Source organism: Christiangramia qingdaonensis (genome assembly GCF_048381525.1).
In the GTDB taxonomy this organism is placed as follows: domain Bacteria; phylum Bacteroidota; class Bacteroidia; order Flavobacteriales; family Flavobacteriaceae; genus Christiangramia.
The window spans coordinates 299,273-325,610 of record NZ_JBLWIM010000008.1; the positions used below are offsets into that span (position 1 = coordinate 299,273).

26 protein-coding genes are annotated in these 26,338 nt (G+C 38.2%); 17 read left to right on the plus strand and 9 right to left on the minus strand.

The genetic code is table 11. The annotated features are described in order from the left end of the window. Nucleotides 1-19: 19 nt before the first annotated feature. Both pabB and ACNI3T_RS02020 read right to left on the minus strand, forming a co-directional pair. Nucleotides 20-1,312, minus strand: a complete 1,293-nt coding sequence (pabB, locus tag ACNI3T_RS02015; RefSeq protein WP_418226417.1) for an aminodeoxychorismate synthase component I — start codon at nt 1,310-1,312, stop codon at nt 20-22. Further along, nucleotides 1,313-1,849, minus strand: coding sequence for an NADPH-dependent FMN reductase (locus ACNI3T_RS02020; protein WP_418226418.1), 537 nt, complete (start codon nt 1,847-1,849; stop codon nt 1,313-1,315). A 79-nt stretch (nt 1,850-1,928) separates the two neighbouring features. On the opposite strand from ACNI3T_RS02020, the gene ACNI3T_RS02025 reads away from it, so the two are divergent. Next, nucleotides 1,929-2,813, plus strand: a complete 885-nt coding sequence (locus tag ACNI3T_RS02025; RefSeq protein ID WP_418226419.1) for an aldose 1-epimerase family protein — start codon at nt 1,929-1,931, stop codon at nt 2,811-2,813. 60 nt (nt 2,814-2,873) lie between these two features. Further along, entirely contained in the window at nt 2,874-4,217 is a 1,344-nt protein-coding gene (locus ACNI3T_RS02030; protein ID WP_418226420.1) for a DEAD/DEAH box helicase, read from the plus strand. Nucleotides 4,218-4,494: 277 nt separating this feature from the next. Here ACNI3T_RS02030 and ACNI3T_RS02035 read toward each other — a convergent pair whose 3' ends face one another. Then, nucleotides 4,495-4,938 (minus strand): MotA/TolQ/ExbB proton channel family protein, encoded by a 444-nt coding sequence (locus tag ACNI3T_RS02035; RefSeq protein ID WP_418226421.1) that lies wholly within the window; start codon nt 4,936-4,938, stop codon nt 4,495-4,497. Nucleotides 4,939-5,146: 208 nt separating this feature from the next. Between ACNI3T_RS02035 and ACNI3T_RS02040 the strand changes: the two genes are divergently transcribed. Next, nucleotides 5,147-6,226, plus strand: coding sequence for a sensor histidine kinase (locus tag ACNI3T_RS02040; RefSeq protein WP_418226422.1), 1,080 nt, complete (start codon nt 5,147-5,149; stop codon nt 6,224-6,226). Beyond that, nucleotides 6,216-6,926, plus strand: a complete 711-nt coding sequence (locus ACNI3T_RS02045; protein WP_418226423.1) for a LytR/AlgR family response regulator transcription factor — start codon at nt 6,216-6,218, stop codon at nt 6,924-6,926. The genes ACNI3T_RS02040 and ACNI3T_RS02045 overlap by 11 nt, the downstream gene beginning before the upstream one ends. A 1-nt stretch (nt 6,927) precedes the next feature. Here the strand turns inward: ACNI3T_RS02045 and ACNI3T_RS02050 are convergent, their stop codons facing one another. The 3 genes from ACNI3T_RS02050 to ACNI3T_RS02060 form a co-directional block, all read right to left on the minus strand. Next, nucleotides 6,928-7,923, minus strand: coding sequence for a hypothetical protein (locus tag ACNI3T_RS02050; RefSeq protein ID WP_418226424.1), 996 nt, complete (start codon nt 7,921-7,923; stop codon nt 6,928-6,930). A gap of 71 nt (nt 7,924-7,994) precedes the next feature. Further along, nucleotides 7,995-9,398, minus strand: a complete 1,404-nt coding sequence (gene lpdA, locus ACNI3T_RS02055; RefSeq protein WP_418226426.1) for a dihydrolipoyl dehydrogenase — start codon at nt 9,396-9,398, stop codon at nt 7,995-7,997. Between the two features lie 101 nt (nt 9,399-9,499). Beyond that, nucleotides 9,500-9,958 (minus strand): Lrp/AsnC family transcriptional regulator, encoded by a 459-nt coding sequence (locus ACNI3T_RS02060; protein ID WP_322302320.1) that lies wholly within the window; start codon nt 9,956-9,958, stop codon nt 9,500-9,502. A gap of 178 nt (nt 9,959-10,136) precedes the next feature. On the opposite strand from ACNI3T_RS02060, the gene ACNI3T_RS02065 reads away from it, so the two are divergent. The 11 genes from ACNI3T_RS02065 (at nt 10,137) to ribB (ending at nt 21,756) form a co-directional block, all read left to right on the plus strand. Then, the gene (locus ACNI3T_RS02065; protein WP_418226427.1) at nt 10,137-11,351 is read left to right on the plus strand and encodes an aminotransferase class I/II-fold pyridoxal phosphate-dependent enzyme; all 1,215 of its coding nucleotides are present in this window, start codon (nt 10,137-10,139) and stop codon (nt 11,349-11,351) included. Nucleotides 11,352-11,508: 157 nt separating this feature from the next. Then, nucleotides 11,509-12,981 carry a Na+/H+ antiporter NhaC gene (gene nhaC / locus ACNI3T_RS02070; RefSeq protein WP_322302318.1) on the plus strand — a complete coding sequence of 491 codons (1,473 nt, stop codon included), beginning with the start codon at nt 11,509-11,511 and terminating at the stop codon, nt 12,979-12,981. A gap of 202 nt (nt 12,982-13,183) precedes the next feature. Continuing rightward, nucleotides 13,184-13,822 (plus strand): peroxiredoxin, encoded by a 639-nt coding sequence (locus ACNI3T_RS02075; protein WP_141877262.1) that lies wholly within the window; start codon nt 13,184-13,186, stop codon nt 13,820-13,822. 37 nt (nt 13,823-13,859) lie between these two features. Continuing rightward, a complete protein-coding gene (locus ACNI3T_RS02080; protein ID WP_322302317.1) occupies nt 13,860-14,174 on the plus strand; it encodes a thioredoxin family protein in 315 nt (104 codons plus the stop codon). Further along, nucleotides 14,155-14,403 carry a DUF6952 family protein gene (locus tag ACNI3T_RS02085; protein WP_141877260.1) on the plus strand — a complete coding sequence of 83 codons (249 nt, stop codon included), beginning with the start codon at nt 14,155-14,157 and terminating at the stop codon, nt 14,401-14,403. The genes ACNI3T_RS02080 and ACNI3T_RS02085 overlap by 20 nt, the downstream gene beginning before the upstream one ends. A 125-nt stretch (nt 14,404-14,528) precedes the next feature. Next, a complete protein-coding gene (gene tpx, locus ACNI3T_RS02090; RefSeq protein ID WP_141877259.1) occupies nt 14,529-15,029 on the plus strand; it encodes a thiol peroxidase in 501 nt (166 codons plus the stop codon). Next, nucleotides 15,029-15,394 (plus strand): diacylglycerol kinase family protein, encoded by a 366-nt coding sequence (locus ACNI3T_RS02095; RefSeq protein WP_418226428.1) that lies wholly within the window; start codon nt 15,029-15,031, stop codon nt 15,392-15,394. Before tpx ends, ACNI3T_RS02095 begins: the two co-directional genes overlap by 1 nt. 701 nt (nt 15,395-16,095) lie before the next feature. Then, nucleotides 16,096-18,477: a DNA translocase FtsK gene (locus ACNI3T_RS02100; RefSeq protein ID WP_418226429.1), complete on the plus strand. Its 2,382-nt coding sequence runs from the start codon at nt 16,096-16,098 to the stop codon at nt 18,475-18,477. A gap of 10 nt (nt 18,478-18,487) precedes the next feature. Then, nucleotides 18,488-19,129 carry an outer membrane lipoprotein periplasmic chaperone LolA1 gene (gene lolA1 / locus ACNI3T_RS02105; protein ID WP_322302313.1) on the plus strand — a complete coding sequence of 214 codons (642 nt, stop codon included), beginning with the start codon at nt 18,488-18,490 and terminating at the stop codon, nt 19,127-19,129. A gap of 1 nt (nt 19,130) precedes the next feature. Next, a complete protein-coding gene (locus ACNI3T_RS02110; RefSeq protein WP_418226430.1) occupies nt 19,131-20,576 on the plus strand; it encodes an LptF/LptG family permease in 1,446 nt (481 codons plus the stop codon). Between the two features lie 31 nt (nt 20,577-20,607). Next, entirely contained in the window at nt 20,608-21,756 is a 1,149-nt protein-coding gene (ribB, locus tag ACNI3T_RS02115; RefSeq protein ID WP_418226431.1) for a 3,4-dihydroxy-2-butanone-4-phosphate synthase, read from the plus strand. On the opposite strand, the gene ACNI3T_RS02120 is transcribed toward ribB, so the two are convergent. Continuing rightward, nucleotides 21,753-22,385: an NAD(P)H-dependent oxidoreductase gene (locus ACNI3T_RS02120; protein WP_418226432.1), complete on the minus strand. Its 633-nt coding sequence runs from the start codon at nt 22,383-22,385 to the stop codon at nt 21,753-21,755. The two genes, ribB and ACNI3T_RS02120, sit on opposite strands and share 4 nt — an antisense overlap. A gap of 120 nt (nt 22,386-22,505) precedes the next feature. Between ACNI3T_RS02120 and ACNI3T_RS02125 the strand changes: the two genes are divergently transcribed. Both ACNI3T_RS02125 and ACNI3T_RS02130 read left to right on the plus strand, forming a co-directional pair. Further along, nucleotides 22,506-23,150 (plus strand): SanA/YdcF family protein, encoded by a 645-nt coding sequence (locus ACNI3T_RS02125; RefSeq protein WP_418226433.1) that lies wholly within the window; start codon nt 22,506-22,508, stop codon nt 23,148-23,150. 51 nt (nt 23,151-23,201) lie between these two features. Next, nucleotides 23,202-23,558 carry a phage holin family protein gene (locus ACNI3T_RS02130; protein WP_141877250.1) on the plus strand — a complete coding sequence of 119 codons (357 nt, stop codon included), beginning with the start codon at nt 23,202-23,204 and terminating at the stop codon, nt 23,556-23,558. Nucleotides 23,559-23,563: 5 nt separating this feature from the next. Here the strand turns inward: ACNI3T_RS02130 and ACNI3T_RS02135 are convergent, their stop codons facing one another. Together ACNI3T_RS02135 and ACNI3T_RS02140 are read right to left on the minus strand one after the other, a co-directional pair. After that, nucleotides 23,564-24,685, minus strand: coding sequence for a PepSY-associated TM helix domain-containing protein (locus ACNI3T_RS02135; protein ID WP_418226434.1), 1,122 nt, complete (start codon nt 24,683-24,685; stop codon nt 23,564-23,566). A gap of 52 nt (nt 24,686-24,737) precedes the next feature. Continuing rightward, the coding region (locus ACNI3T_RS02140; protein WP_418226435.1) for a TonB-dependent siderophore receptor at nt 24,738-26,338 on the minus strand (1,601 nt) is incomplete at its 5' end.

The following is a 26,338-nucleotide window of genomic DNA, read 5'->3' on the forward strand; positions in this document are numbered from 1 at the left end:
AATTTAATGAAAAAGCTACTTAAAGGTTCTCCAGAACTTCACGTAATGCCCTGGATTTCAACAGACATTCTTCATATTCCTTTTCGGGATCAGATTTGGCAGTAATAGCTCCTCCTACAGAAAATGACAGATACTTATTTGTAGCATTATAAAGAATACTACGAATCACCACGTTAAAATCAAAATCACCCTCTGGAGAGAAATAGCCCACAGCGCCGCTATAGAGTCCGCGTTTGGTACTTTCCAGCTTTTCTATGATCTTCATTGCTGAAATTTTAGGTGCCCCGGTCATGCTTCCCATGGGGAAACTCGTTCGTAATGCCTCTACCGGTGCAACCCCTTCCGCAATCGTGGCGGTGACTGAAGAAATCATTTGGTGTACCTGTTTAAAGGAATAAACTTTACATAGTTCATCTACTTTTACTGAGCCTTTTTCAGCGATCCTGGAGAGATCGTTCCTAACAAGATCTACGATCATTACGTTTTCCGACATTTCCTTTGGATCCTGCGCCAGATTAAGGGCAATTTTCTTATCCTCCTCAGGATTGGAAGATCTTCTCGCTGTACCTTTTATTGGCTGAGTAAGCAATTGATCACCTTTTTTCCGTAGATAACGCTCCGGGGAAGCCGAAACCAGATTGATGTTTTCAAGTCTCAGGAATGCAGCGAAAGGAGGTGTTGAAATCTCATTAAGACTCTGGTGAATAGAAAATGCATCCAGATCTACGTTTTCACTGAAGAATTCCTGACATAAATTCGCCTCATAAATATCCCCACGATGAATATGCTCCAGCATTGCTCCAACCTTTTCAAGGTACTCCTGCTTACTAATTCTGGATTGTATTTCTATTCTCCCTTCAGGTTTTTCAGTATTGAACTTACAATTCTGAATCTCTTCAAAATCAGTTTCAATTTCGTCATCCACCATTCTCAGGTAAACGAATTCAGCTATATTATCTTTTAAAAATACCAGTTTTTGAGGCTGAAAAAAGTAAAGATCCGGAAATTGAAGTCCGTCGTAATTGGAAGATCTTAGTCGCTCGACATCATTTTTTAGATCATAGCTTAAATAACCAAAGATCCAGTCTTTGGTAGTTTGCTGATATTCCTTCAGTTTATCGAAGGCATTTTGATAATCGGTTTTAATAGCGGTAAAAGCTTCTACAGCAAGCACAGCTTCAAATTCGGTATTTTCCGAAGAATCCAGATTACTATCCAGCCATACAATATCCGGAAAGCTGTTTCCCCAGGTGAGTAATTTCTCCTTGAAATTTGCCATATCCTGTATGGCAAAAGATCTTTTTGTTCTCAATTAAGCTTCGATTTGATGCGCAAAGGTAGTAAGCACATCTTCAATTCCCATATCCAGCACTTCGTTTGTCACTTTATCATCTTCAAAATTATCCTGGAAAGATGGAAAACTAAAGCTTTCGATCACATCGCCGCCAAATCTTCCGAAGATATCACGGCAATAGTCCAGCGAACCTTTGGCTCCGCGCTTACCTGGAGAAGTACTTATTAAAAGGATCTTTTTTCCTTCAAGAAAGCTTTTTTGATTTCGGGATAGCCAGTCGATGATATTCTTAAAAAACGCAGAAGCAGTTCCATTATGCTCATTCACGGCAATGATCAAGGCATCGTGATCAAGAATATAATTATGAATGATCTTGGCGTTCATTGGAATTCCCGATTCCTTTTCGATATCTTCATCATAAACTGGCAAAGGAAATTCTGTTAATTGAAGCATTTTGATATCATGCCCCTGAATCCGGCCTGTGATATGATCCAGAAGTCTTTGATTTATGGAAGTACTACTGTTAGAACCGGCGAATGCGAGAATCTTTTTCATTTTTGATTTTCTCTAAAATTACTGAAAAATTATCTTAGCCATTCGTTGTAAATCTGGTAAGAGATCTGAAATAAAACTTATGGAGAAGACTACTCATTATATAGAGAATGAACATCTAAAGATCGGAGTTCTGGAAACCGGCGCCGAGCTTTGCAGTATTCTGAATAAAAAATCTGGAAGAGAACATATTTGGCAGGCAAATCCAGATGTTTGGGGAAGTCATGCACCCAATCTTTTTCCAATTATCGGAATGCTGAAAGATGGGGAATACCAATTTGAAGGCGCAACTTATAGTTTGCCAAAACATGGGATCATTCGGCATAACGACCAGATAAGACTAAAAGAGAGAACCGAAGATCAGCTGGTTTTCGAACTTCTTTATTCTGAAGAAACCTTGAAGATGTATCCATTTAAATTTGCCTTCAGAATCTATTTTATTCTGAAGGATAAGCAATTGGAAGTAAAACATCATATTATCAATCTTGATGAAAAGCCTTTATATTTCTCGCTTGGAGGTCATCCAGCCTTCAATATTCTATTTTCAGAAGATGAAAAAATTGAAGATTATTCCCTTCAGTTTGACCAGAAATCAAAACTTACAACGGAGATCCTTGATGAAAAAGGCTTACTTGGTGATAATTCGGAAGTGATACTTGAAGATGAGCAAATCCTGCAACTAAGACCAGATCTCTTTGATAAAGACGCTTTGATCTTCCGAAGTATTCAATCAAAAAAAGTAGAGCTACATAGCAAAACTGAAGGTGCTATTTTGGGAGTTGAATTTGAAGATTTTAAAGACCTTGGGATCTGGGCTAAGCCAAACGCAGCTTATGTTTGCATAGAACCATGGCTTGGCTATACAGATCTTGCAGATGCCAGTAAAAATTTCAAAGAAAAAGCCGGTAATGAGGTGCTGAATGCGAAAGATGATTTTAAGGCTAGTTACCAGATTCGCATTTACTAGTATATAAATGTGCAGGTTAGCACGTTAAGCAGTACCTTTGCAAAAATAAAAACTTATACTTTGAGCTTTCAGGATCTAAACCTTAACACTCCACTGCGTAATGCATTGGAAGATCTTAATTTCCAGACACCTACTCCAATCCAGGAACAGGCGTTTTCATCGATCATGTCTGGACGGGATGTTGTTGGGATCGCACAAACGGGAACTGGTAAGACTTTTGCTTATTTACTTCCCCTGTTAAGAATGCTCAAATATTCAGAACAAAAAAACCCCAGGATCTTAATTCTTGTACCAACACGTGAATTGGTTGTTCAGGTTGTTGAGGAAATTGAAAAAATTGCAAAGTATATTAATGTAAGAATTTCAGGAATCTATGGTGGCGTGAACATTAATACGCAACACCAGGATTTAATGCAGGGACAAGACATTCTGGTAGCAACTCCGCGACGCTTATATGACCTTGTACTCCGCAGAGCGGTTCAATTAAAATCCATCCAGAAATTCGTGATTGATGAAGTTGATGTGATGCTGGATCTTGGATTTAAGTTCCAGGTTAATAATATCCTCGAATTGCTTCCGCAGAACAGACAGAGCATTATGTTTTCGGCAACTATGACCGAAACCGTGGAAGCGATGATCGACGCAAACTTTAAAACTCCCGAGAAAATATCGGTTGCCGTAAGCGGTACACCTCTTGAAAATATAGAGCAGCGAGCTTATAAAGTTCCTAACTTCAATACGAAGGCGAATCTTTTTAAAGAGCTGTTCACCGATGAGGATGAATATAAAAAAGTGTTGATTTTCACGACCGACAAGCGTTTTGCTGATAAACTATATGACATTCTGAATGCCGAATTCAGGCATCAGGTAAGTATGGTTCATACAGGAAAAAGTCAGAATTACCGACTTAACAGTCTGCAGGAATTTGCTGAAGGTCGTACGCGTATCATGATCTCTACAGATGTCATGGCTCGTGGTCTGGATATCGAGAATGTATCTCACGTCATCAACCTTGACACTCCGCATTATCCTGAAAACTATATGCACCGTATTGGTCGTACCGGTCGTGCAGAAAAGAAAGGTGTTGCGATTATATTCAAGACCGAAGCTGAAGCCGAAAATTACGAAAAGATTGAAACTTTGATGGATATGCAAATTCCAGAACATTCGATCCCTGAGACTGTTGAAATTTCTACGGAATTGATCGAGGAAGAGAAACCAAGATCTATAGAAATCTATAATCCGCATTCAGATGATCAGGAAGCAGGACCTGCCTTTCACGAGAAAAAGGAAAAGAACAAAAAGGTAAATCTTGGAGGTAGTTATCGCCGGGAAATTGCCAAGAAATATAAGAAACCAAAAACCCGTGGTGACAAGAACGCCAACCGGAGATGGAAAAAATAAAAAAGGAGCGCATTTGCGCTCCTTTATATTTATGATCTGTTTTTCTTCTTTGCTGCCTTCGCTGCTCTCTTTTCTTTTAAACTCAGTACAGGTTCTTTCTTAGCTGAATTCTTTGAAGGTGATTTTTCTTTCGCCATGATTTCTAAAATTAGAATTAACGGTTAAATGTAGTGAATGTTTCTCTACGAAAATGAAAAATAATAAAGCGCCATAAAATTTGCTGCACGTTGTTATCCTTCAGGGTTATGGCTGTTCGCATAATGATAATTGATAAGAGCTAGTAAGTTTGGGTCGTGTTGGCATCAAGATCAGACTTTCGAATCCAGTTGAGAATAAAACTGGAGATCCTACCAAACAGGAAGGTAAATCCACCGAATAATGGAGCAAGCAAACTCACTTTAAGTCCTGCTGCAAACATTGCCGGGTTCACGTTATCAAGAGACTCAAAAGCATCAAAGATCTGTATCAGGCCGATAAATTGAGTGAAAAGTCCGATCACCAATGCGATCAATGCCAACTGATTGATAAGAGAAATGGTCTTCCGGAATTTATGCCCGGCTGCAGTTAGATTAATTGCTGCTCGAACGACCAGGAATATTATAATAAAGAGTGAAATTAAGATAAGGCTCATAGCCAGTGGTCCACCTTCATTAATTCGATCACCAAGCTGTTGAAAGAAACCCGGGTTTTGAAAAAGAATACTACTTAGTAAAATCATCATTTAGTTTTATTGGTTAATGATAGCAAACTTAGGAGGAAGTTCGTATTGAAATATAGAATTGAGACCAGTTGCGTGTTTTTGACCTGATTCTACCAGTTACCAAATTTTTCCAGTTCTATTCTGAAAGCGATGTTATCCAGCTCCTTAAAATAGTAATTCGTCGCAATAATTTTTATTAACCGAAATTAAGTCACAATTTTATCCACTAATGAAGCTAAGTTCTATCATCCTGGGAATGGGAAGGAAATTTCTACTGCACAGCCTTTTCTGGCTTATGGTCTTGCTTTATTTCACCTTCTTTTTTGGATTCGAAGATTCAGAATTCAGGCAGGTAATGAACTTTTCATCCTTCTTTCTTCCTGTCACCATTTTGACCACCTATACATTTATTTATAGGATCATTCCTCGATATCTTATTCCGAAAAAGTATTTGCAATTTGGTCTATATAGCTTAGCTGCACTTGTAATTTCAGCCTGCTATATCACAATTTCGGCTTTTTACGCCAAGGTGCTGACTTCCGGTTATCAATATCAGGGTAGTTTTCCTATTACGAAAAGTCTAATTTATATCATGATTAGCGTCTACCTGGTAGTGGCGCTTGCTTCCGCATTTAGTCTGCTGAAATATAATTATTCTACCGCAGCTAAGAACGAAGAACTAAAGAACAGGATCCTGGAAGCGCAGTTGAAATTAAAAGAACAGGAGCTTCAATATCTGAAGATGCAGATTCATCCTCATTTTCTCTTTAATTCGCTAAATACTATTTACGGATTGAGTTTAGCCAATCATCATACTACTTCAGAAGTGATCCTGCAACTTTCAGATCTACTGGATTATATTCTTTACCAAACCAAAAAGCTAGTGGTCTCGCTGAAGGATGAAATAAAACATATTACTAACTATATTGATCTGGAAAAAAAACGCTTCCAGGATCTGCTCCTCTTTGATTTTCAAATCGAGGAATTTTCAGAAGAAATTCAGATTGCGCCAATGTTATTATTGCCTTTTGTAGAAAATTGTTTCAAGCATGGACGTAGCGCCGATGGAAAATTGGAAATCAGCATTAAAATAAAAGTAAAGAATGACCAATTAATGTTTTTGATAGAAAATTCAAAAGCTCAGCTCTCAGCAGAACATTCAGAAAATGGTATTGGACTTGAAAATATTAAACGAAGACTGGACCTGCTTTATGAGAACAATTATAAACTTGATATTGAGAACAAAGCAGATCATTATTACGTAAAATTGAAGCTGAAACTCTCAAAAAATGCTGTTTATGCCGGATAAGATTCGCTGTTTAATAGTAGATGATGAACCTGTTGCCCTGGACATTCTGAAAAATCATATTTCAAAGATAGATTTCCTGGAGATCGTACAGGCTTGCCGGAATGCTACAGAGGCTTTTAATTGTATTAGTTCTAACAAAATTGACCTGATTTTTCTGGATATCAACATGCCTGGAATTTCAGGGATCGCATTTGCAAAATCTATTAATAAGGACATTAAGATCATTTTCACCACCGCTTACAGAGAATTTGCGATCGAGGGATTTGATCTTCACGCAGCAGATTATTTACTCAAACCAATTTCCTTCGAAAGGTTTCTTGATGCAGTTAATAATTTCAGGCATACATATTCTTTTCAAACAAACGAAAATCTACCTGCTTCTTCCAACGAGTTCTTTTTTGTCAAGATCGACCGGAAAATGCACAAAATCGATTTTCAGAAAATCTTATGGATAGAAAGTCTGAGTGATTATCTAAAAATAGAAACTCCCGAAGGCACAAAAGTTACCAGGGAGACTATTTCCTCCATTGAAGAGAAACTTCCAGATGCTAATTTTCTAAGAATTCACAGATCATATATTATCAACATCAGTAAAATTGAGTCGTATTCTCATGAAGAAGTGGTTATAGAGAATAAGTCGTTACCAATTAGTCGGTCCTATAAGGAGAGGACTTTAAATATCTTACAGGGATACGAATAGACTAACTTACCCAAAGCATAGGTGACGCAATTAATTCGTAAAGTCCATTACTTTTTTTAAGTAGCTTAATACTAGCTCCCGCGTTTAGCGGTGAAGATATAATAGAAGAATATATTAAAGCATATTTCTCACCCTCCACTTCAAATAAATAAGGTCTACTTAATCGAATTATAGTTTTCCCGCAATTATCAATTTCGGATGCTGGAAATACTTTCAGACCATCTAATAAATGGGTAATATCCATCTTACCAGTTTCAGCATTATTAAGAAAAATCATCATCTTACTAAGATCATCCTTATCCAGTTTATTTTTGATATTGGCGGGTATTTGAAAAGATTCTGCAGAATATCCATTAGTAATCCTATCAATTTCAACGAACTCAAGCTGAATTAGATCCCTTGTTCCTAATAAAATACTGTTGATCACTTGGTACTCCTCTGGAAATTTTTGAATTCTTTCCCTCATTCCCTCCTTGTCAAATAAAGGTAACTGACCAAAGCCTAAAACAGCCCAATCTTCATCTCTCTCTTCGTATATCAACAATCTGGAATATTCAGGCACCGTTAGATTACTTTGATATATAAAGGCATATTCCACACCATAAATAGATTTTTGAAAAACTGGAAATGATTCATTTGTTACAGCAAATTCTCCTATGATATACCGCGAATCAAGTTTTTCAGGATCAAGTTCTACTTTGACTATTTGTTGAAGTTTTCTATTCAAAGTGTTTACCTGATCTTCGGAAAAAACAATATCTAATTTATCGAGGTTATCGGGACCAAATGATTTAAAGTTAGCTAAGATCGAGTCTAGATTTATGTAATTGCAAACATTCTCAATTTGATTGGGGTTTACGGTAAATTTCGTCTTCTTTTGAAAAATTCCATTATGAGAATTATAGAATTTATAGCCTTTTTCTATTTCTTTCGCCGAAAACTGACCGAAGCTTATGAACTGGGATATTAAAAGAAGATAGAATATTTGGAACTTCATTTGACCAATATGAAAAAAAGCCCAGACATCATAACGTCCGGGCTTAAAAATATATGGTAATTTATCTTATTCTAGATATGCAAAGCTCTGTTTTCAGTAGCGGCAAGAGCAGCTTCCTTAACAGCTTCAGCATAAGTTGGATGAGCATGGCTCATTCTCGCTATATCTTCCGCAGAAGCTCTGAATTCCATAGCGGTAACCGCTTCAGCAATAAGATCTGCAGTTCTTGCGCCAATCATGTGCACTCCAAGAACCTCATCTGTCTTTTCATCAGCAAGGATCTTTATAAGTCCGTCAATATCTCCACTGGCTCTTGAACGTCCTAGTGCTCGCATTGGAAATTTACCTTCCTTATACTTTACTCCCATTTCCTTCAATTGCTCTTCAGTTTTTCCAACTGAAGCAACTTCAGGCCAAGTGTAAACTACTCCCGGAATCAGGTTATAATCGATATGAGGTTTTTGACCCGCGATCAATTCGGCAACCATAGTTCCTTCTTCTTCAGCTTTATGAGCAAGCATAGCACCGCGCACCACATCTCCAATTGCATAGATATTATCTACATTGGTTTGTAAATGCTCGTTTACCTTCACTCTACCTTTATCATCAAGTTCAACTCCTGCAGCATCTGCGTTCAAACCATTTGTAAAAGGTTTTCTACCTACAGAAACAAGGCAGTAATCCCCTTTTATCTCGATTTCTTTATCCTTTTTGTCATCTGCCTTTATGGTGATCTCGTCACCGTTTCTCTCCACAGACTTCACTTTGGTACTTACGTGGAATTTGATTCCCTGCTTCTTTAGAACTTTTTGAAGCTCTTTGGAAAGCGCACTATCCATAGTAGGAATGATACGGTCTAAATATTCAACAACAGTTACTTCAGCTCCCAGACGGCGATAAACCTGCCCAAGTTCAAGCCCGATCACACCACCACCAATTACGATCATATGCTTAGGAACTTCTTTAAGTTTAAGCGCTTCCGTAGAAGTGATCACTCTTTCCTTATCCAGTTCAATAAAAGGAAGACTTGCCGGCTTAGAACCTGTAGCAATGATGATTTTCTTAGCTTCTATAGTTTTGGCATCTCCTTCACCTTCGATCTTGATGTGAGTCTTATCCTCAAATGAACCTACACCTTCATAAACATCGATCTTGTTCTTGTCCATCAAAAATTTCACTCCGTCGCAGGTTTGCTGAACAACAGATGATTTTCTATCCATCATTTTTTCCAGGTTAAGTTTTACCTCTCCCGGAATTTCGATACCATGGTCTTCAAAATGTTTGATCGCATCCTCAAAGTGATGAGAGGAATCAAGTAGAGCCTTACTTGGAATACAACCTACGTTTAAACAGGTCCCACCAAGTGTGGAATATTTCTCTATGATCGCAGTTTTCATCCCAAGTTGTGCGCAGCGAATCGCAGCAACGTATCCACCTGGTCCCGATCCTATAACTGCAACATCATATGTACTCATAATTGTATGTTTTTACTAATTTTTGAACAAATTGATTACAAAAGTACGACTATTCTCTACAATGACCAATGCACCTGAGAGTCCTAATAAAATTTTAAGATTTACAGATTAATGATCGTACTTTGCTTCACTTTATTGATCGTAAAGACGCTTTTCGTACTCCCAATATGATCCAGGCTGGTAAGCTTAGCGACCATAAATTCACGATATTCGTGCATGTCTTTTACCAACACTTTTAAAATATAATCATAGTCTCCGCTCACATGTAAACATTCAATAACTTCGGGCAGACTGGTGATATCCTTTTCGAATTTTGTAAGTATGTCTTTTTTATGCTGAATCAGTTTGATCTGACAAAGAACCATAAAACCCTTGCCGACACTTTCCGGATTTACTAATGCAACATATTTCGATATGACTCCATCACGTTCCAGCTTTTTAATACGTTCGTAAATTGCAGTAACTGAAAGTTTCAGGTCATTCGCGATCTCCTTATTCGTCTTTTTGCTATCCTCCTGAAGATGCTTCAATATTCTTTTATCCAGCTCATCAATTTTCATACGCTTCTTTTAAGGAACTCTGAACTTATAATTTTTCGGTAAAAAATATTATTGTGGCTCTAAATTAGATATATAATCTGAAATATTAATAATATATAGTTTTATATTCTATTTAAAGACACGTTGCTTGTTCTTTAGTCGGTTTTGAATGAAATTTGGATATATAAATTCAGAAATCATGAAATACAAGCCAGCAGATCGCATTCAGGACTTACAATATTTTGGAGAATTTGGAGGTGTTAACCCTTCTATATCCGATTCTTCAACTTACACTTTCCTATCAGCTAAAACCATGTTCGATACCTTTGAAGGTAATGCAGAAGGCTGTTACTTATATTCCCGGCATTCTTCGCCATCCAATCTTTATCTTGGCGAAGCACTTGCGGCAATGGAAGGAACAGAATCGGCTAATGTCGCGGCCTCCGGAATGGGCGCGATCACATCGGTTCTAATGCAGCTTTGCAATGCCGGTGACCATATTGTTTGTAGCAGAACCGTTTATGGCGGGACTTATGCATTTCTGAAGAATTTCGCTCCGAAGTTTGGTATAGAAACCACATTTGTAGATATCACAAAACCTGAATTAGTGCAGAATGCCCTTCAGAAGAATACAAAAGTGATCTACTGCGAGAGTGTGAGCAATCCTTTGTTGGAGATCGCAGATCTTGAAGCACTGGCTAAAATTTCAGAAGGTTCTAATTCCAAACTGGTAGTTGACAACACATTCTCACCACTTTCTGTTAGTCCGATTAAACTTGGTGCAGATGTAGTAATTCATAGCTTAACCAAATTTATTAACGGTAGCAGTGATACTGTTGGCGGAGTCGTTTGTGGCACTACGGAATTTATAAATGACCTTAGAAATGTGAATGATGGCGCTGCTATGCTACTAGGTCCAACTATGGATAGTATGCGTGCTGCTTCTATTCTGAAAAATTTACGAACCCTGCATATTCGCATGAAGCAACATAGCCACAATGCAATGTTCCTTGCTCTTAAATTTCAGGAAGATGGATTGAAAACCGTGTATCCGGGACTGGAATCCCATCCAGGACATGAAACTTTCAAAACCATGATGAACGAATCTTATGGGTTCGGCGGGATGTTGACCCTCGATGTTGGTTCTTTGGACAAAGCCAATGAATTTATGGAACTTATGCAGGAAAGAAACCTTGGCTATCTTGCTGTAAGTTTAGGATTTTATAAAACTCTGTTTAGTGCACCTGGAACTTCAACCTCTTCGGAAATTCCTGAAGAAGAGCAGAAAGAAATGGGATTAAGTGACGGTTTAATACGATTTTCCATAGGGTTGGATAACGATATCGCAAGAACTTACGAAATGATGAAAGATTGTATGGAAGAAGTAGGTATTCTAAGTGCTGAAATGGTCTAAAATTTTGCAGGATTAAGCCGAATGTCGTAAAATTACGTTCATAAAAATATGAACAACATTAACGACCGGTTATAAATTTTCAAGCCTTAAGGTAAATCTGATGATTTTTCAGAATACCCTAAGGCTTTATTTATGCCATAAAAATAGAATCTCCTGAATGGAAAACTCTGCTGCAAATCCTCAAAATGAACCTGTAATTGAGAATAAGGAATTAAGTATCTGGGAAGCATTAATTCCAGTACTTATTCTTGTTGCTATGCTAGCTTTCAATGTTTTCGTTTTTGGCGATGATGCTCTTGGAGGTTCTAATCAATTCATTCTATTACTTGGAGGAGCTGTTGCAGCGATCGTTGGTTACTTCAACAAGGTAAAGTTTGATACCATGGTCGATGAAGTTGCCGGCAATATTCAAAGCACTTCTGGAGCGATCCTTATACTTTTAATGGTAGGAGCTCTCGCAGGAACCTGGCTTATTAGCGGAATTATTCCTACCATGATCTATTACGGACTATTAATTCTAAATCCTACGATTTTTCTGGCTGCCTGTGTGGTTATATGTTCTGTGATCTCTGTTGCTACAGGGAGTAGCTGGACAACTTCAGCTACCGTCGGGATCGCCCTGATCGGGATCGCTGATGCGCTCGGAATTGGACTGGGCATGACGGCAGGTGCGATTCTTTCCGGAGCCTATTTTGGGGATAAAATGTCTCCTTTAAGTGATACTACGAATCTTGCTCCGGCCATGGCGGGAACAGATCTATTTACACATATAAAATACATGGCATTAACCACAGTGCCTACGATCACAATTACCCTTATCGCTTTTATAATTATTGGACTTAATCTGGATACAAGTGGAACTACAGATACTTCAGCAATTCTAGCGTCCATTGAAAAAAGCTTTACCATCACGCCATGGTTATTCATTGTACCAGTGATTGTAATATTTCTGATCGTTAAAAAAACATCCCCTCTTATAGCCTTGCTGGTTGGAACTCTTGCCGGAGCGGTTGCCGCTCTTATCGTACAACCAGACATTGTACTGGCAGTAAGTGGAATGAATGAACTTAATTTTATTAGTGGATATAAAGGACTCATGAATGCCATCACGGTAGACACCGCGGTAGAAACTGATTCTGAAACTCTAAACGACCTGTTTGCCTCCAGCGGAATGCAGGGAATGCTAGGAACTATCTGGTTGATCATTTGCGCTATGGTATTTGGCGGAATTATGGAAGCAATTGGAGCCTTATCCAGAATTAGTAAAGCCCTTCTGAATCTATTCCATACCACCTTCGGATTGTTTGCCAGTACCGTATTTAGTTGTCTTGCCTTGAACGTAACCGCTTCAGATCAATACCTGGCTATTGTAGTACCTGGGAAAATGTTTGCCAAAGCTTATAAGGACAAAGGTCTTGCACCAGAAAACCTTAGCCGTAGTCTTGAGGATTCAGGAACTGTTACTTCTGTACTTATTCCATGGAATACTTGTGGAGCTTATCATAGTGGAGTTCTGGGTGTTCCTGTACTTTCCTATGCTGGTTACGCTTTCTTTAATTATTTGAGTCCGTTTATGACACTTCTTTTCGCTGCAATCGGATTGAAGATTAGAAAAATTTCTACTAAATAATCGTTGTCAAAACCTTAGAATAACTGCTAAATTTCTGAGTATTTGATGATTATAGAGTACCGCTATCGTTGATTTTACAATGCATAGACAAGCTCTATTGTGTGATAAAATCATAAAATTTGAAATGTCTTGAAAACGCAGTGAAGATGATACTTTTGCAGCGTAGAAAAAGAACATTTTTAATTTTATAAAATATAATTATATGGCTTTAGTAGGAAAAAAGTTTCCAAATCTTAGTGTAGACGCAATGAACGAAATGGGTGATACTTTCAAACTGAATATTTTGGAAGAAGCTCAGAAGAATAACAAGAAAGTTCTTTTATTCTGGTACCCTAAAGACTTTACGTTCGTATGCCCTACAGAGCTACATGCATTTCAAAATGCAATGGCTGAGTTCGAAAAGAGAAATGTAATGGTAGTTGGAGCATCTTGTGATACTCCTGAAGTTCATTTCGCATGGTTGAACACTCCTAAGGATAATGGTGGAATTGAAGGTGTAACTTACCCAATTCTTGCAGACAGCAACCGTAACCTAAGTTCAAGACTTGATATTCTTGATATCATGAGCGAAACTTATGATGATGAAACAGGTGCTGTAACTCTTGAAGGTGATAATGTGACTTATAGAGCAACTTACCTTATTGATGAAGAAGGAACAATTTTCCATGAAGGTGTAAACCATATGCCACTTGGAAGAAACGTAAACGAATTCCTAAGATTGATCGATGCTTATACGCACGTACAGGAAAAAGGTGAGGTTTGTCCAGCGAACTGGGAAGAAGGTAAAGAAGGAATGAATGCAGACCGCGAAGGCGTTGCTTCATACTTAAGCCTTAACTAAGGAGTACTCCTGAATTAATAACATTAAAAAAATTGCTATGATTAAGGAATTAGATCAGGATAACTTAAGTGAGATTGTAAACGATAATGATACTGTTGTTGTACAGTACATGGCTGGATGGTGTGGAAACTGTCGTCTAATGAAGCCAAAATTCAAAAAGTTATCTGCAGAACATGAAAATGCGCAGTTTATTCTTGTAGATGCTGAAAAGTATCCGGAATCAAGAAAACTGGCAAAAGTTGATAACCTTCCAACGTTTGCAACTTTTAAAAATGGAAGTTTTAAGAATCAGGTTCAAACTAACAAGTTTGACCAATTAAAAAGCTTAGTAGATGAAGTTACCAGTAATTAAGCATTTACAGCGAAACAACGAAGTTAACAAACTTGAAAGTACTATTGATGTTCTTGAAAGTTTTACTGAGCACCGTTCAGTTTCTGAAGAAGAAATGGACGTGATTGGAGAATTACTTACCAATCTTTGTGGGGCTGTAGAAGTGCATAAAATGATAGAAGATGGTACTCCTGAAAGGGATGCTGCTAACAATTTTGTCAAGAAAGTACTAGGGTCTATAGACAAATAATCTTTTTTGACAATTCAAATAACAAAGGCTGTTTCATTGTGAAATGGCCTTTGTTGTTTTATGATAATTTTAGTAATAACCGAAAGACAATCCTATAAATTTAGCAATCTAATATATGTATAGAAATGGCAAAGATTGAACTTGGTGGAGAATCGGTAACTACGTACGGCTCGCTTCCAGCACTTGACGAGAAAGCTCCTCATTTTGAGTTAATTAAATCTGATCTTTCGATTGGAACCCTTGATGATTATAAAGGAAAGAGAGTTATTCTTAATATCTTCCCAAGTATAGACACAGGAGTTTGTGCGACTTCTGTTCGTAATTTTAATAAAAGAGCATCAGAATTAAAGGATACGGTGATACTTTGTATTTCCAGGGATTTACCTTTTGCTCAACAAAGATTTGTAAGTGATGAAGAATTGAACCAGGTAGTAAACTTATCAGATTTTCGTGATAGAAACTTCGGTAAAGATTATGGTGTTGAAATTCTTGACGGACCTTTTGAAGGTTTGCTATCTCGTGCAGTGGTTGTTCTTGATGAAGATGCTAAAGTGATACATTCCCAGCAAGTACCTAAAATTGAGGATGAACCAGACTATCTTGCTGCGCTGAAAACCCTGTTATAATGAAAAACACTTTCCTCGGAAAGAGAATCAGAGGAGGAGGATACGCCTTAAAAGGTGCACTACTGCTGCTTCGCCACGAAGCCAGCATTCAGGTGCAGTTTGTCATTTCAATTCTGGTCTGCATCGGGGGATGGTATTTTGATATTACCAGAACAGAATGGATGTTTCAATTTGTAGCAATCGGAATGGTCATGTCTGCAGAAGGATTGAATTCAGCCATAGAAGCAATGGCAGACTTTGTACATCCTGACTTTCATAATAAGATTGGACATATTAAAGACATTGCTGCAGGTGCTGTTTTTATCGCTGCAATCATTGCAATCGTCATCGCCGGATTTATCTATATTCCATATCTAACCACTTAAATTCTTGCTATTAGGAGGCAGTGTCGGTTATATAGTCTCTGCCTGTTTACCGTTTTGATTTTTACAACTCAGGAATTATAGGAACTGGACATGGATTTGGAGAATTACGAATATTCTTGTGACGTAGATTTTCTTAAGCTTCATATTCAGAAAAGCACCTTTACAATCGCCAATATGTAGATAGAGACGGAGAATCTTGGTGAAACTGCGACCTTATTACATAGCAAGAATTTCAACGGCGCATACTGGCTGACTACCATAGATACTCTTCAAAAATCAGGATTTAATGTGCTGGTTCCAGACCAGGCAGGATTCAGAAAGCCTATGAAATGATTCTTACCCAACCTGTGGTGTATGAATTTAAGGATCTACAAATGCCAACATTATTAATCATATGAACCGAAGATCGAACAGCCTTAGATAAAAACCTGGGAAGCAAGTATGGAATTATATTATCAGCTCGGGGAAATAACCGCAAAAAATCCCGAAAGCGAAATTGGTGGAAATTCCAGATACCGAACACTTACCACATATAGAAGCTTTCGATAAATTTATAGCAGCACTCCTACCCTACTTAAAGAATAAATAGTAAAACCAGTCGTTTACGACTAGTAATCGGGGCAACTTTGAAAAATGAAGTTTTTTTTCCTTAATTTGGATAAGGCTAATTTGTATTTTTGCCGAAATTCGTCAACCTACCTATGGCCAAAAAGAAACCTAAGACCAGGAAAACCAGTAAAAAAACCAGTAAACTATCTTTGAGCCTCAACAGGCAGCAAAAAGTAGTGCTTGGAAGTTTTCTTATGCTATTTGGTCTGGGACTTATAGTTGCCTTTATTTCCTTTCTTTTTAACTGGCAGGCAGATCAGAGTGTACTTCAGGAACTGGGGAATCGTGACGTGGAAGCCAGGAACTGGTTGAGTAAATTTGGTGCATCTGTAAGTGACTTTTTTGTCTACAAAGGCTTCGGACTAGCCTCTTTCTCTATTGCATTTTTAATACTGCTGAGCGGCATCTACTTATTCTTTGGATTTAAGATTTCCAACCTGAGAAAATACTGGTTCTGGGGAATTCTTGTGATGGTCTGGATCTCTATAGTTCTGGGTTATTTTGCTGAAAAAAATGCACTTCTGGGAGGTAGAATCGGTTATGAAACAAATGATTTTTTGCAGGATTATCTGGGTTTCTTCGGAAGCATCCTATTAATGCTATTTCTTCTAATTGCTTACCTCGCAATACGACTAAAGATTACTCCTGAATTGGTTGGTTCTTACCTTAATACAGGAAAACAGGAACTTCAGACCGCGATGCAAAAGCATCAGGCAAATGTTTCAGAAACTGATGAAGAACTCGAATGGAAAAAAGAGGTAGTCATACCAAAAGATGAAGAAAAACCCGCAGAAGTTGACCTAAGCAGTAAACCAGAAAAGAAACCTGAGAAGAAAACAAGCCCGGAAGCTATTCCGAAGATGGAAGTAAAAACTCCGGTGGAAGAGGATAACGTGGCCATGGAAGTTGAAGCTGCTCCTGAAGAAGAGGAAGAAGATAACCTGAGTCAGAAACTGGTAAAGGATTTTGGTGAATTTGACCCAACGCTTGAGCTGAAGAATTATAAATTCCCAACGATCGAATTACTTAAGGATTATGGCGGCACTATCACGATCAACCAGGAAGAACTGGAGGAAAACAAGAACCGTATTGTCGATACGCTAAAGAACTATAAAATTGAAATTGCGCAGATCAAAGCAACCGTTGGTCCAACAGTAACTTTATATGAGATCGTCCCTGAAGCCGGGATTCGTATTTCCAAGATCAAGAATCTTGAGGATGATATTGCTCTTTCGCTTTCTGCACTTGGTATCAGGATCATTGCTCCAATTCCAGGTAAAGGTACCATTGGTATTGAGGTACCAAATAAAAATGCCAGCATAGTTTCTATGCGCTCAGTGATCGCTTCGCCTAAATTTCAGAAGGCAGAAATGGAGTTACCGCTTGCTTTGGGAAAAACTATAAATAATGAAACTTTTGTAGTTGACCTGGCGAAAATGCCGCATATGCTGATGGCTGGTGCTACCGGACAGGGTAAATCTGTTGGTTTAAATGCAATTCTTACTTCCCTACTTTATTCAAAGCATCCGGCAGAAGTAAAATTTGTACTTGTGGATCCTAAAAAAGTGGAGCTTACCTTATTCAACAAAATAGAGCGCCACTACCTGGCAAAATTACCGGATGATGGTGAAGCGATCATCACCGATAATACAAAGGTGATCAACACCCTGAATTCTTTGTGTATCGAAATGGATGATCGATACAATCTTTTAAAGGATGCCATGTGCCGTAACTTAAAAGAATACAATACGAAGTTTAAGGCAAGAAAGTTAAATCCAAATGACGGACATAAATTCCTGCCGTATATCGTTTTAGTAGTAGATGAATTTGCAGATTTGATCATGACGGCCGGGAAGGAAGTTGAAACTCCTATCGCCAGACTGGCTCAGCTTGCACGTGCCATTGGAATTCACTTAATCATCGCAACACAAAGACCTTCGGTAAACGTTATTACCGGTATCATTAAAGCAAACTTCCCGGCCAGAGTCGCTTTTAGAGTAACATCTAAAATCGATTCCCGAACTATTCTGGACAGCCAGGGAGCAGACCAACTAATTGGTCGTGGTGATATGTTATTTACACAGGGAAATGAGTTGAAAAGACTGCAGTGTGCATTTGTGGACACTCCGGAGGTAGACAAGATCACCGAGTTCATTGGATCGCAAAAAGCTTATCCTGAAGCACACCAACTTCCTGCATATGAAAGCGAGGAAAGTGGCACAGGACTTGATATAGATGTGAGCGAGCGAGACAAGCTGTTTCGTGAGGCTGCCGAAGTGATCGTAACCGCCCAGCAGGGCTCGGCTTCTTTGCTTCAGCGTAAATTAAAACTTGGTTATAACCGTGCAGGTAGAATAATAGATCAACTGGAAGCCGCTGGCATCGTTGGTCCGTTTGAAGGAAGTAAGGCAAGGCAGGTTTTAATTACAGATATGGTAGCGCTCGATCAACTATTAAATGAAAAACCAGACTAAAAAAATTAGAATGAAAAGATTAGTATTTATTTTGGCAGCTATACTCAGTTTTGGAGTACAGGCGCAGGAAGCATCAAAAGCTCAGAAATTACTAAATGAAGTTTCAGCAAAGGTGAAGAATTATGACAATATGGTCATAGAATTCAAGTATTCACTTGAAAACGAAGCTGAGAATGTAAGCCAGGAAACTCGCGGAGATGTTAGTATTGACGGGGATAAATACCTGTTGAATTTAATGGGGACCACGCAGATGTTTGACGGGAAAAAGATCTATACGATCATTCCGGAAGATGAGGAGATCAACATTTCCAATTATGTTGAGGAAGATAGCAACAGTATCACACCTTCTAAAATGTTCACTTTTTATCAAAATGGGTATAACTACAAGATGGATATCACTCAGAATGTGAAAGGAAGAGAGATTCAGTATGTTAAACTTACACCAAAGGATAGCAAAGCTGAGATCAAGAATATTCTTCTTGGGATCGATACTCAAACCAAGCATATTTACAATATGATCCAGACCCAGGAGAATGGGACTAAAGTGACGATCACTGTGAAAAGTTTCAAGACAGATCAACCACTTGCAAAAAATCTATTTACCTTTAACGAAGCTAGATACAGCGACTTTTATATCAATAGATTAGACTAAATTGAAGATACTCGACCGGTACATACTTACCAGCTTTTTAAAAACATTTTTCTCGGTCTTTATAATACTGATGTTCATCTTTGTACTCCAAACGATATGGCTGTACATAGGTGAACTTGCTGGTAAAGATTTGGATACAGAAGTAATCCTGAAATTTTTACTTTACTTCTCCCCAAAGCTGGTGCCTCTAGTATTACCGCTTACTATCCTGCTTACTTCCATCATGACTTTCGGTTCTTTTGCTGAAAATTATGAATTTGCTGCCATGAAATCTTCAGGTATTTCCCTGGGTCGTGCAATGCGTAGCCTTACTGTATTTATAGTTTTAGTAAGTCTTACAGCCTTCTTTTTCGCCAATAATGTCATTCCCGCAGCAGAGTTTAAATCTATCAATCTTCGGAAGAATATTGCCCAGTTAAAGCCGGCCATGGCTATTTCTGAAGGAATCTTTAATGACATTGGAACCTTTAATATTAAGGTAGAAGAAAAAAGTGGTGAGAATGATCAGTTTCTTACCGATGTGATTATTCATCAGAAGGAGAAAAATGGTGGAAATACTACGGTGATCAAAGCAAGGGAAGGCGAACTGGTTGGAAGTACTAATTCTGATTTACTCTCACTTATTCTGAAGGAAGGAAACTACTATGAAGAAGTAACACCTTCAGACTATCAAAAGAGGAAAAGAAAACCATTTACAAAGACATATTTTGATGAATATATCATCAATATTGATCTCTCGAATTTTAATAATGTGGATCTGGAGGATCAAAACTATAATTCCACCCACGGAATGTTGAAGATTTCAGAATTGAGCGAAAGTATAGATTCATTTTCAGTGAACTACAACACCAAATTGGCTAGTCTTAAATCTAATATGTACGACCGCTCCGGGATCGTGAATGTTCAGAATAATTTAAAACCCAAAGATACCATCGTTTCTAAAGATGAAAGTATTCTAACCCATTACAATACTTACGACGCAGCACAAATTTCTAACCTGGCTTTGGGAACTGTGAACAGCGCTATTGCCCATCTTGGAATGCAGAAGCAAGAGTTTAAAAACAATATAAAGCAGATCAATAAATTCGAAATCGCTTTACATGAAAAATATGCTCTTGGAATTGCCTGTATCGTACTGTTCTTTGTAGGCGCTCCACTTGGGGCTATCATCAGGAAAGGTGGAATTGGTTTACCTATCGTGGTTGCGATCCTACTGTTTCTTACCTATCACTTTATTGGGATATTCACGAAGAATTCAGCAGAAAATGGAAGTGTTCCTGCGTTTGTGGCTACATGGCTGCCTACCTGGATCATGCTTCCACTTGGTGTTTTTCTTACTTACAGAGCAACGACAGATCAAGGATTACTTGTCTTTGACAGCCTTACAGATCCCATAAAAAAACTCTTCAAAAAAGCCGGAGCGATTCGGAACAAAAGTAAATCATAATAAATATCTTTGCAGCCATAAAATTGGAACTATGGCAGAGGTAGAAAATAACCAGTATCAGGTCAAACTAGATACCATTCAGGAAGCTATTGATGATATTCGCGCCGGAAAGGTGATCATTGTAGTCGATGATATTGACCGTGAAAATGAAGGTGATTTTCTTGCCGCTGCAGAAATGGTTACTCCAGAAATGATCAATTTCATGGCTACTCATGGCCGCGGACTCATTTGCGCTCCTTTAACCGAGCAAAAATGTAATGATCTAAAACTGGAAATGATGGTTGGTAATAACACCGATCCTATGGAAACCGCTTTTACAATTTCGGTTGACCTGAGAGGAAAAGGTGTTACTACGGGTATTTCAGCTTCAGACAGAGCTCAAACCATCAAAAGCCTGATAGATCCCGAAACAAAACCTCAGGATCTTAATAGACCAGGACATATTTTTCCCCTGAAAGCCAAAGAAGGTGGAGTTTTACGTAGAACAGGTCATACAGAAGCAGCGATCGACTTTGCAAGACTTGCTGGTTTCGAACCTGCCGGAGTCATCGTGGAAATCATGAATGAGGATGGAACCATGGCGCGTTTACCTCAGCTGCTGGAAGTCGCTAAAAAGTTCGATCTAAAGATCGTTTCTATTGAAGATCTTGTTGCCTATAGAATGCAGCATGACAGTCTAATTGAGAAAAAGGAAGATTTTGAACTTGATACAAGATTTGGTAAATTCAGGCTTCGCGCTTACAAGCAAACTACCAATTCACAGGTTCACATAGCACTTACCAAGGGTTCATGGAAAACCGATGAAGACATTCTTGTGCGAGTGAATTCTACCATGGTAAACAATGATATCCTTGGAACTCTGACCAATAATGCAGATAAAAAACTGGATGGAATGTTTAAGGCGATCAATGATGAAGGTCGTGGAGCCATCGTTTTTATCAATCCGGCTAACCCATCTCCAAACCTTTTATCTCGTATAACAGAATTGAAAGAAAGTCAGAAACAAGGAGAAATTAAGGCGCCTCCAGTGAAAATGGACAATAAGGATTTTGGAATAGGAGCTCAGATCCTTCATGACCTTGAGATTCATAAGATCAGGTTGTTGTCCAATTCCCAGCAGACTAAAAGAGTTGGAATGATTGGTTACGGTCTGGAAATCAAAGAATACGTAGAGTATTAATCCATTTCGATGATCACTTCGTCCAATGGGCGACGCACCTTTTTTAATTCTGAAAAGAAATCATCCTTAGCACGATATCCAACAGGAAGCACAAGTACCGACTGCAGGTTTCTATCGCCAAGTTTTAGGAAATCGTCATATTTTGCAGGCTCAAAACCTTCCATGGGACAGGCGTCTATTTCTTCAGTAGCGCATACGGTTAATAGTGTTCCTAAAGCTAGGTATGCCTGATTACGCGCCCAGGCTTCAATTTCTTCTATCGCCTTATTCTTAAAATCATCTACCAGAAAATTGTGAAAAGGCTGTAAAACCTCATCTGGAGTGTCTCTTAAATTCTTGACACGTTGAAAGTATGCTGATATAAACTTTTCATCTACGTTTTTTTCAGTACAGATCACCAGTACATGAGAAGCGGTATTTACTTGCTGCTGATTCATTGAGAATTCTGTAAGCTGCTTTTGAACCTCTTTATTGCTAATTACCAGCATCTTTAATGGTTGTAATCCATAGGAAGTGGCAGTGAGATTAAATGCATGCTTAAGGATCTCCAGCTTATCTTCGGAAAGAATTCTGGAATCATCAAACTTTTTAGTAGCGTAACGCCAGTTCAGCGCTTTTAAATTACTCATAATTATGATCTTGAAATGCAAAGGTACACAATGATGAAAAGAACATTTACGTTAGCTATCGATTAATCTGATACATCCAATTATTTATGGCTATCTTCGACCCTATATTCATCCAGAGAAATGAAAAAACTTAAAAAATTCATCTTATTCTCTGTCATTGGAATTGTGCTTATCATTTTTACCATCCTTGGTATTGAAGCCATTTTCTTGAGACACACTTCGGAAGACATTTATTCTGATATTTCCAAAATACCACCTCGAGAGACAGTAATTATCCTGGGTGCAAGTGTCCATTCTGATGGTAAACTATCTCCAATCTTACAGGACCGCGTAGATACTGCTATTAAATTATATCGTAGTAACAAGGTTAAAAATTTCCATGTAACTGGCGATCATCGAACCGAAGATTATAATGAGATCGCTGCCATGGTGTCTTATCTTCGAGAACGAGGAATTCCTCAAAACCGAATTACCTCAGATCACGCAGGATTGGACACTTATGACAGTATGTATAGAGCGGGAAAACTTTTTAATATAGAGAATGCTACAGTGGTTACTCAAAAATTCCATTTGCCCAGAGCACTTTTCATTTCGGATCAGTTGGGATTCAATTACTTTGGTTTTACGGCAGATCAACGTGCTTACCAAACCGAATACAGGCTGAAGCAAAGAGAAAAACTTGCAAATGTCAAGGCTCTCTGGGAGGTCTTGACCAATAAAGAACCAAGTACGATGGAATACAGGCTCGATTCTTCCGAAGATTAATCTGAAGCTTTTTTAAGTATATTCGTAGTAACTAACTATAAAACCAAAACTATGTTACAATGGATCATCCATATCGTACTGGATGCAGTCGTCCTGCTAATCGCTGCGAAATTTCTAAGTAAAGTTCATCTTAATGGGTTTAAATCTGCATTAATCGTTGCATTGATTATTGGAGTATTAAGTTTTCTATTGAGCTGGTTACTTACCGCCGTATTAAATATTGCTACACTCGGAATTTTCTACTTCCTTGGACTGGGCTTTATAACCCGTGTGGTTGCCTATGCGATCGTAATAGAAATAGCAGACAAATTAACTTCAGATTTCAAAACTGAAGGTTTTCTACCAAGCTTATGGTTAGCGATACTTATCGCAATCGTAGGAGCAATAGTAGACGCCCTGTTATTCTAAAAATATCACCGGGTGAGATGTTTCACCCGGTTTTTTCTTCCCCACCACACTATAAATCCTGTTACAGGTAAGCTTGCGACAAAAATGCTCAGGATAAAAGCGATGATCTTCCCGGTTATTCCAAAATACTGACCTGTATGAATACCATAACTCATTTCCTGTAGCTTTAAACCAGTACTTTTAGATTCATATGGCTGTTCCTGAAGTAATTCAGCAGTTTGTGGATGGAAATAATAGTTAGATTGATGGTCGTAGTCCAGGGACTCGGTATAGGCACCGGTAACTACGGGATGATGATCACCCTCTGTCCACACAAAATACATTTCATGTCCAGGCGCTTTCTCTTGAGTTTCAACAAAAGCTATATCTATAGGCTCCTCTAAAATTCGCGGTTTCTGAACGATATTTTCGATATGATGATCGCTTTCTACATCTTCCCCGAGATTTCCCACAAAATAAAGTCCATCTTTCACCCAATCATATGAGAAATATAACCCGGTAATGGCTACTACAATGGCAAGAATATGAAGATAGAATCCGCTGATATTATGCAGGTCATAATTCACTCTTCTCCAACGAGCATTCCATTTTATTTTCAGACTCTTTCTTAAATTCTTAAGCTTCTTTGGCCACCAAAGTATAACTCCCGTGATCATCATCAGAATAAATATCAAAGTTGAAATACCTACCACCTGTCGGCCAATTTCTTCAGGTAACAAAAGATACATGTGCAATGCTTTTACGATCTCGAAAAAATCCATCGTAAAATCCTGAGAATATAACCATTCACCAGTATATGGATTTAAGTAATAGTAATATGGGGTTTCTTCATATACTCCGTACACCGCAACTGGCCTGTCCTGCCCGGCATAGAGCACAAAATCATCTGTAGTTCCGGGATATTTCGACTGTACGATCTCTTTAATTTCTGAAGGTGGCAAATATCCACTCTGCTGCTGTTCTACAAAGCGGTAGTCGTAGATAGTATCTTTAATTTCGTCATGAAATACATAGATACATCCGGTAATCGCGACTATAAATACAATGATGCCTGTTAACAGACCCAACCAGAGATGAATCCTGCCAGCCCATTTCCTAAGTGTATTTTTTCTTTGTTTTTTCTTCATAATGTTCCAAAAAAGGAGATCGCCACATTGGCGATCTCGGGCTAAATCAATTCTAAAATCTGTAAGTAAGTGCTGCGGCGAAATTTCTCGGTGCCTGCGGATTTATAGTAGACCACCCATTAAAATAATCTTCATTCGTTAGATTATTTAATTTCAGGTTAATTGAAAATTTATCCACGTCGTAGAAAACAGCTGCATTTATTACTGTATAAGATGGAAGCGTAAATATTCCCGCAGTATTACGATTAAAAATCATGTTATCACTGGCGTAGTTACCTCCAAAGCCAAGACCGAATCCTTGAGCTACACCAGCAGTAAATTTATAGCTTGCCCAAAGGTTTGCCAGAGTCTCAGGTCCCGCAGATTCCGGTCTTCTTCCGAGGAAATCATCATTTTCTGAAGCTTCAGTGACTTCACTATCGTTATGACTAAAGCCTGCTATAAGGTTTAGCCCATCTACTGGACTTGCAGTTATTCTGGCTTCAAAACCACGACTATATTGAGTTCCATCCTGATTCACATTAATACCATTTCCTAATACAATGTTTTCAACCTGAATATCATAGTAACTCAGGGTTGCAAAAAGTTTATCGTTGAAAAGGTTTAGCTTGGTTCCAATTTCGAATTGAGTGGCATGTTCAGGATCAAAAGTTATTCTGTTTGTTTCACCTGTATCCTGATTAATAACTTCTGAAGGTGCTACGTTACTAAAACCATCCATATAATTAGCAAATACAGAAACCCGGTCTAAAATTGGCTGATATACCACTCCGAATTTAGGGGAAAGTGCAGTTTGGCTATTGCTATCATTTTCAAACTGGTCTATTCGTAAACTAGCCATGGCAGATAAAGCCGGAGTAATATTTAGTACATTCGACACATAAGCACTATAGATATCCTCCTTTACAATATTATTATTTCGATTTGTATTGACCAATAGACCGTCAACTGCCGCTGTAGAAAGAATACCACTATCTCCACTTGTGATATAATTCGCTTGCTCAGTAATACCAAAAACGCTCTCGTTCACATTTTGAAGACTCGCATTTCCAATATAAATATTTCCGTTGCCCACATAACCGGTTCCATTATCTATGGTTTCGCGTTGAAAATAGTCCAAGCCCGCTACCATTCTGTTTCTCATTCCGAAGATCTCAAAATCACCAATAAAATTCTGCTGAAAGTCTGTAGTTAGAGTTGTGGAATTCTGATTATTCATATACCGTGTTAACACTACTCCTTCATCCAAACCTTCGTAAAATCTGGTGGTTTCGTAGAGATATGAATAATAGCCTTCAGACTTTGAACTTCCACGAGAAACAGCAGTTTCAGAAGTCCAGTTCTCTGACAATATATAATTCATCTGACCCTGTAGACTATAAGTAGGATTTTTTAGAGTTAGATCGTTACTGGTGTAAGACCTATTCGAGTTATAACCTAATTCTTCAATATTAGTTACTGTCAAGGGTGCTCCCCTATCTACAAAAAGCATGGTAGGATTAGTTGACTCGCCACTATAAAATTCAGTATTGATTAAAAAAGATAGTCTGTCGTTTACCTGGTAACTTAAAGATGGCGCGAAGAAAAAAGATTTTGAAAACCCGGCATCCTGAAAAGAATTTTGAGTATGATATGCAGTGTTAATTCGTAGAG